The 5,041-nt window shown below is 48.8% G+C and carries 3 protein-coding genes; all 3 read left to right on the top strand.

The window, feature by feature from the left end:
- The first annotated feature begins 61 nt into the window (after positions 1-61).
- The 3 genes from ACLFWI_RS26550 to ACLFWI_RS26540 all read left to right on the top strand — a co-directional run bounded on the left by ACLFWI_RS26550 (position 62) and on the right by ACLFWI_RS26540 (position 4,736).
- A complete protein-coding gene (locus ACLFWI_RS26550; RefSeq protein WP_446415414.1) occupies positions 62-937 on the top strand; it encodes a PilN domain-containing protein in 876 nt (291 codons plus the stop codon).
- A gap of 7 nt (positions 938-944) precedes the next feature.
- Complete coding sequence (locus ACLFWI_RS26545; RefSeq protein ID WP_446415413.1) at positions 945-1,727, top strand: hypothetical protein; 783 nt, start codon at positions 945-947, stop codon at positions 1,725-1,727.
- 192 nt (positions 1,728-1,919) lie between these two features.
- Positions 1,920-4,736: an AMIN domain-containing protein gene (locus ACLFWI_RS26540; protein WP_446415412.1), complete on the top strand. Its 2,817-nt coding sequence runs from the start codon at positions 1,920-1,922 to the stop codon at positions 4,734-4,736.
- The last annotated feature ends 305 nt before the right edge of the window (positions 4,737-5,041 follow it).

The following is a 5,041-nucleotide window of genomic DNA, read 5'->3' as shown; positions in this document are numbered from 1 at the left end:
AATCAACAATCAACAATCAACAATCAACAATCAACAATCAACAATCAACAATCAATAGTTTATGTATAGTCTCGATATTAATTTTCTTAAAGATAGACCCGATTATCGCCAACCAGATAAAGGGTCTGAGTCCCCAAAAGCCAAAAAACAGATTCAAATGGGGGAAATGACGCCGCTGATTCTGGGCGTTATTGTCGGGTTACTTCCGTTGGCGTTAGTCGCCGGATTCGGTTTTGTGTGGCTACCTCAGCAAAATGCCAAGTTAAATGCTGAAATTGCTGACATTGACCAAGAATTGCAAAGCTTGCAAGCCCAAAAAGATAAAATTGCGGCGCTTAATACTCAAATTCAAGTGGCTAGAGATGAAACTGAGGCGCTGGCAACGGTGTTTAATCAAATTAAACCTTGGTCAGCCATTTTACAGGATGTTCGCGATCGCGTCCCCACCGGAGTCCAAATTCAAAGGATTGAGCAAACGGAAACCGAAACTGAGGCGGCTGAGGGGACTGAGGGTAGCGCCCCCTTACCCACAATTAACGTGGAGATTTCTGGCACAGCACGTTCATTTGATGATGTGAACAATTTTCTACTGACGCTACAGCAATCTCCCTTCTTTCAAGATAAAGAAACTCATATCGTTAGCGCTCAACTGGTGGATAATCCCACTGAGTTAGAAGTACCGGAAACGGAAGATAACCAAGATGCTGCTGAAGTGACCTACGACCTGCCTCCAGTGGTAGATTATACGGTTCAGACTAGCTTGACAAATGTCCCCGCTTCTGAGCTATTGCGCGAAATTTCCAGCAAAAAAGCGGTGGGATTAGTGGCTCGGATCGAAGCCTTACAACAGATTGAGCAGAATCAGGCAACAGAGACAGCCACCCCAGAAGCCAGCCCCAGCCCCAGCCCCAGCCCAACTGAGACAACTACGGAGTGATGTAACTATGACTTATGCTGATCCAGATTTTATTCCCGTTGAAGAGCAGGAGGAAGCGCCGAGTTATCCTACCGCGTTTGGCATTACCTTTACGCCAAAAGTATCCGGAATTATCTTTGCTGTCTTAGGAGTTTTGGGAGCCGCTTATCTAGCGATGAATGTTGTGCAACCGGTATGGGAAGAATACCAAGGGTTAAAGGCGCAGCGCCAAGAAAAAGAGAGTCAACTCCAAGATACTGAAGAGATCCAGCGGCAAATTCAACAGAAAAATTTGGAACTGGCTCAGGCAAAGCAGCAGAACCAGAAGGTGTTAAGTTTATTTGCCACTGAAGAATCGGTCAATACCTTGCTGTTAGACGTGAATCGGCTTATTCAAAACGCAGACGACGCCAAATTGACCAGTTATGAACCCCAAGTCAACGAAGAAGAAAGCAATATCGTGACCGATGGTTCCCTGGGTGCAGCCGTTAACGGCAAACTCAAACGCCAAAGCTTTAATTTAGAGATGGAGGGCAGCTTTAACGAAATCCAGTCAATTTTACGCAGTATTGAGCGACTGCAAACCTTAGTCGTGGTCAAAGATTTGACGACAGATATCAGCACACCGCAAGGGCTGTTGGTCGATGACCAAGGTACGGTGACACCGATTGTAGAGAAAGATGAACAAATCATTCCCGGTGCTCCACCAACTCTGACAACAAGCTATAGACTGGATGTGTTAATGCCCTTGAGTGAGGAACAAAAGCAGGCAGAAATGGAAGCGGAAGCAGCCGCTGAAGAAGCCCAGTAGGGAGATGAGGGAGATGGGGTAGCCAAACTGTAGGGGTGGGTTTGACCAATACCGTTTTGGTACTATCCCGACACCTAACTAAACCTGCCCTTCTTGGGGAGCAGAGGCAGAAATTCTGAACCCAGATCATTCATTTACCCCTGGCATCATTAGAATCAAGGTGGTTTAAAGGTCATAAGTGAGGAGTGAATTGTGAGACAGGAGCAACTGTTGAGTGGAATCGCGATCGCGACTGCCGTCTCCCTATCGATAACACAACCCGTCCGGGCGGCGACGGCTGAAGTTACTGCCGTTCGGCTCAATCCCAGAGGCAGTAGTTTAGAGCTGATTCTGGAAACCCAAGCAGGGGATCAGCGCCCCCAAGTTTTCCCGGTGAACCGGGGTAAGGATTGGGTGGCGGATATTGTCAATGTTCGGTTGAACTTAAGGGAAGGCAATAGCTTTCGTCAAGACAACCCCATGCCCGGTATTACCGCCGTTACGGTGAGTCAAATCCAACCCAACAGCATTCGGGTAACTGTGAGCGGGGATGAAAATTCACCTCAGGGTCAAATTCTCCAGCAAGAATCTCAGGCAATTACTCTAGGAATTAATCCTGCTCCCAGCAATCAAGCCGCCGTTTCGATTCCTATTTCCTCGCCCTCTGGGGAGTCAGTCTCCATTAATTCACCAACGCTACCTTCCTCTACTGAACCGAATAGCGCTAGGAGTAGAGAAAATGTCAGTATTCCCCAGCTAGGAAGCACAAGTGCAGGGACGCAGGGAACAGAGACAATTAACGCCGCTTCGAGTAATATTGCCGCTCAATCTGAGATTACCACTCCAGCTAATTTCAATCTTAATCCAGCGGCAGAAAATCAACAGAACATTTCCATTCCGGTTACTCCGCCACCGAGGGAATCAGTATCAACCGCTGCAAATCTACCCAATCCAGCGACAACTCGCTCCACTTCCGACTTCTCATCTCCCGCCACTCCGCGATCGCAATCTCAGCGTTCTAATTCACCCCCAGTTGTTGCTCAAACCCCGACACAGGATTCTCCTGAACCTACTCAAGCTCAACCCACTCCCGTAGTTCCAGCACCTTCACCCGATGTATTAGTTCCCGATCCTCAAATTACCATTGATGGGGTTCCGGCTTCACCCTCTGGAACAGTCCAACCGGTTGCTCCAGCGCCGCCATTTTTACCGAGAGCGGTGGCGCCGCCTGTGGGGGATATTGCGGTGTCTAATCTGAATGCCGCCGCTAGTCAGATTGACCTAGGAACAGCGGCTGTAGTGCCTCGCCTGTCCTTACGAGAAGCCCCTGTCCGAGAAGTCTTGGCACTCTTGGCGCGTTCTGCTGGATTAAACCTGGCTTTTGCTGGAGGAGCCGGCGGTGAGGCAGCGGCGGCTGCTGAGGAAACGATTTCCCTGGATTTGGAAAACGAACCGGTTCAAGATGTGTTTAACTACGTTCTCCAGCTTGCTGGACTCCAGGCAAACCGTCGGGGACGTACTATCTTTGTTGGTTCTCGACTACCCCAAGCGGCACGTAATGTTATTAGTCGCACGTTACGGTTAAATCAAGTTAGCGTTTCCAGCGCTTCTGCGTTTCTGGCAACCCAAGGGGCAGAGGTACAACAGGTGGTTACCCCGATTGAACGAGAATTCAATCAAGAAACAGGAGCAATCATTCGGGAAACCGAACAACCCGCCGAGTTGAGACCCCTCACCGTCAATCAGCCAGGGGAATCAACGGGTGCCTTGTTGCTGAGGGGATTAGCGGTTTCAACCGATGATCGATTGAATGCGATTACTCTGGTAGGTGAACCGCGCCACATTGAACTGGCTTCGGCTTTCCTGACGCAGTTGGATCTGCGGCGTCGTCAGGTGGCGATTAATGTCAAGATTATTGATGTTAACTTGTTGGGAACCGATGCCTTTAATACCAGTTTCTCTTTTGGTGTTGGTGATGGCTTTTTTGTCGTAGATGAGGGGGCAGCATTCTTCAATTACGGTGAGTTCAGACCTCCGAATCAAACGAACGTAACTGGAAGTACAGCTTCACCACCGATTATCGGCAACCCCTTTGATGAAGCCAATATTTTTTTCGATCCTAATAATTTTATCGATGTTGAGGGAGCCGCACCCGGTACAGTCATTATTGATGAACGAAATGGGACTATTCAGACATTCCCTCGAGGTACGGCAAGATTTCGTGCGCCTTTTCTCAATTTAGACGATCCCCAGGACGCAGGAATCATTGAAATTACAGCGCCTGAAGACAATGAGATTACAATTGACCAAGATGGAAACTTCAGTATAACTCCAGGGGAACTCGGTGAAATCGAAGTTGAGTTGCCTTCCCTATTCCAATTTCCAACAAGATTCTTGGCTGAGTTGCAGGCGCAAATTACCAGTGGTAATGCCAAGATTCTGACTGATCCCACCCTGTTAGTCCAAGAAGGACAAACAGCAGGTGTGAATTTAACCCAAGAAGTTGTGGGGAATATTGAGCAGACAAGAGAAACTAGTGATGGCTTGACAACGGTAACGACAACGGCGGAAATTCGGGAAGCCGGTTTACAACTGGGCATAACCGTTGAGCGCATTGACGATAATGGGTTTGTCACCTTAAATGTCAATCCTCGCGTCACGTCTATTGGTAACACACAAGATCTCAGCGTCGGAGACAATGTCAACGAAATTTCGCTTCTGAATGTGCGGGAGCTTAATTCGGGTCAGATTCGTCTACGTGATGGGCAAACCTTAATCTTGACAGGTATTATTCAGGAGAGCGATCGCACAACGGTAACAAAGGTGCCAATTTTAGGCGATTTGCCGATTCTGGGGGCGTTGTTCAGAAGTACAGAACGGAGAAATCAACGCCAAGAGGTGATTGTGTTGCTCACACCTCAGGTTCTGGATGACTCAGAACGTGGTTCTTTTGGCTACAACTACACGCCAGGGCGAGAGGCGCAGGAAGTTTTACAGCGCCGAGGGTTTCCCACGCAGGGGGGTTTTTAGTGCATCGGTTCAGCCGTAGGGACACGGCAGTAGCCATTGGTGTCAACTTAAGCCACAACCCCCTCACCCCCCAGCCCCTCTCCCACCGGGGGAGAGGGGAGCAAGAGGGGAGCCATGTTGCTTTCCTTTCCGTGATGCCAAAAGCGTCTTTATTTGAGGGTTCCTCTTCTCCCATGAAACAAAAGGGAAGCATCCTCTGTCCTCCCCCGTGCAACAAAAGGGAAGCATCCTTTGTCATCCCCCCTCGCAGGGCAGGGCTAATTCATTGTGATGAGAGAAAATTAGGACGACCAGAATTTAGCGTA

Origin of the sequence: Coleofasciculus sp., from assembly GCF_046539235.1 — a bacterium.
Taxonomy (GTDB): Bacteria; Cyanobacteriota; Cyanobacteriia; order Cyanobacteriales; family Coleofasciculaceae; genus Coleofasciculus.
Note: the sequence above shows the minus strand (reverse complement) of the source record. Positions and strands in the feature narration are given on the sequence as shown.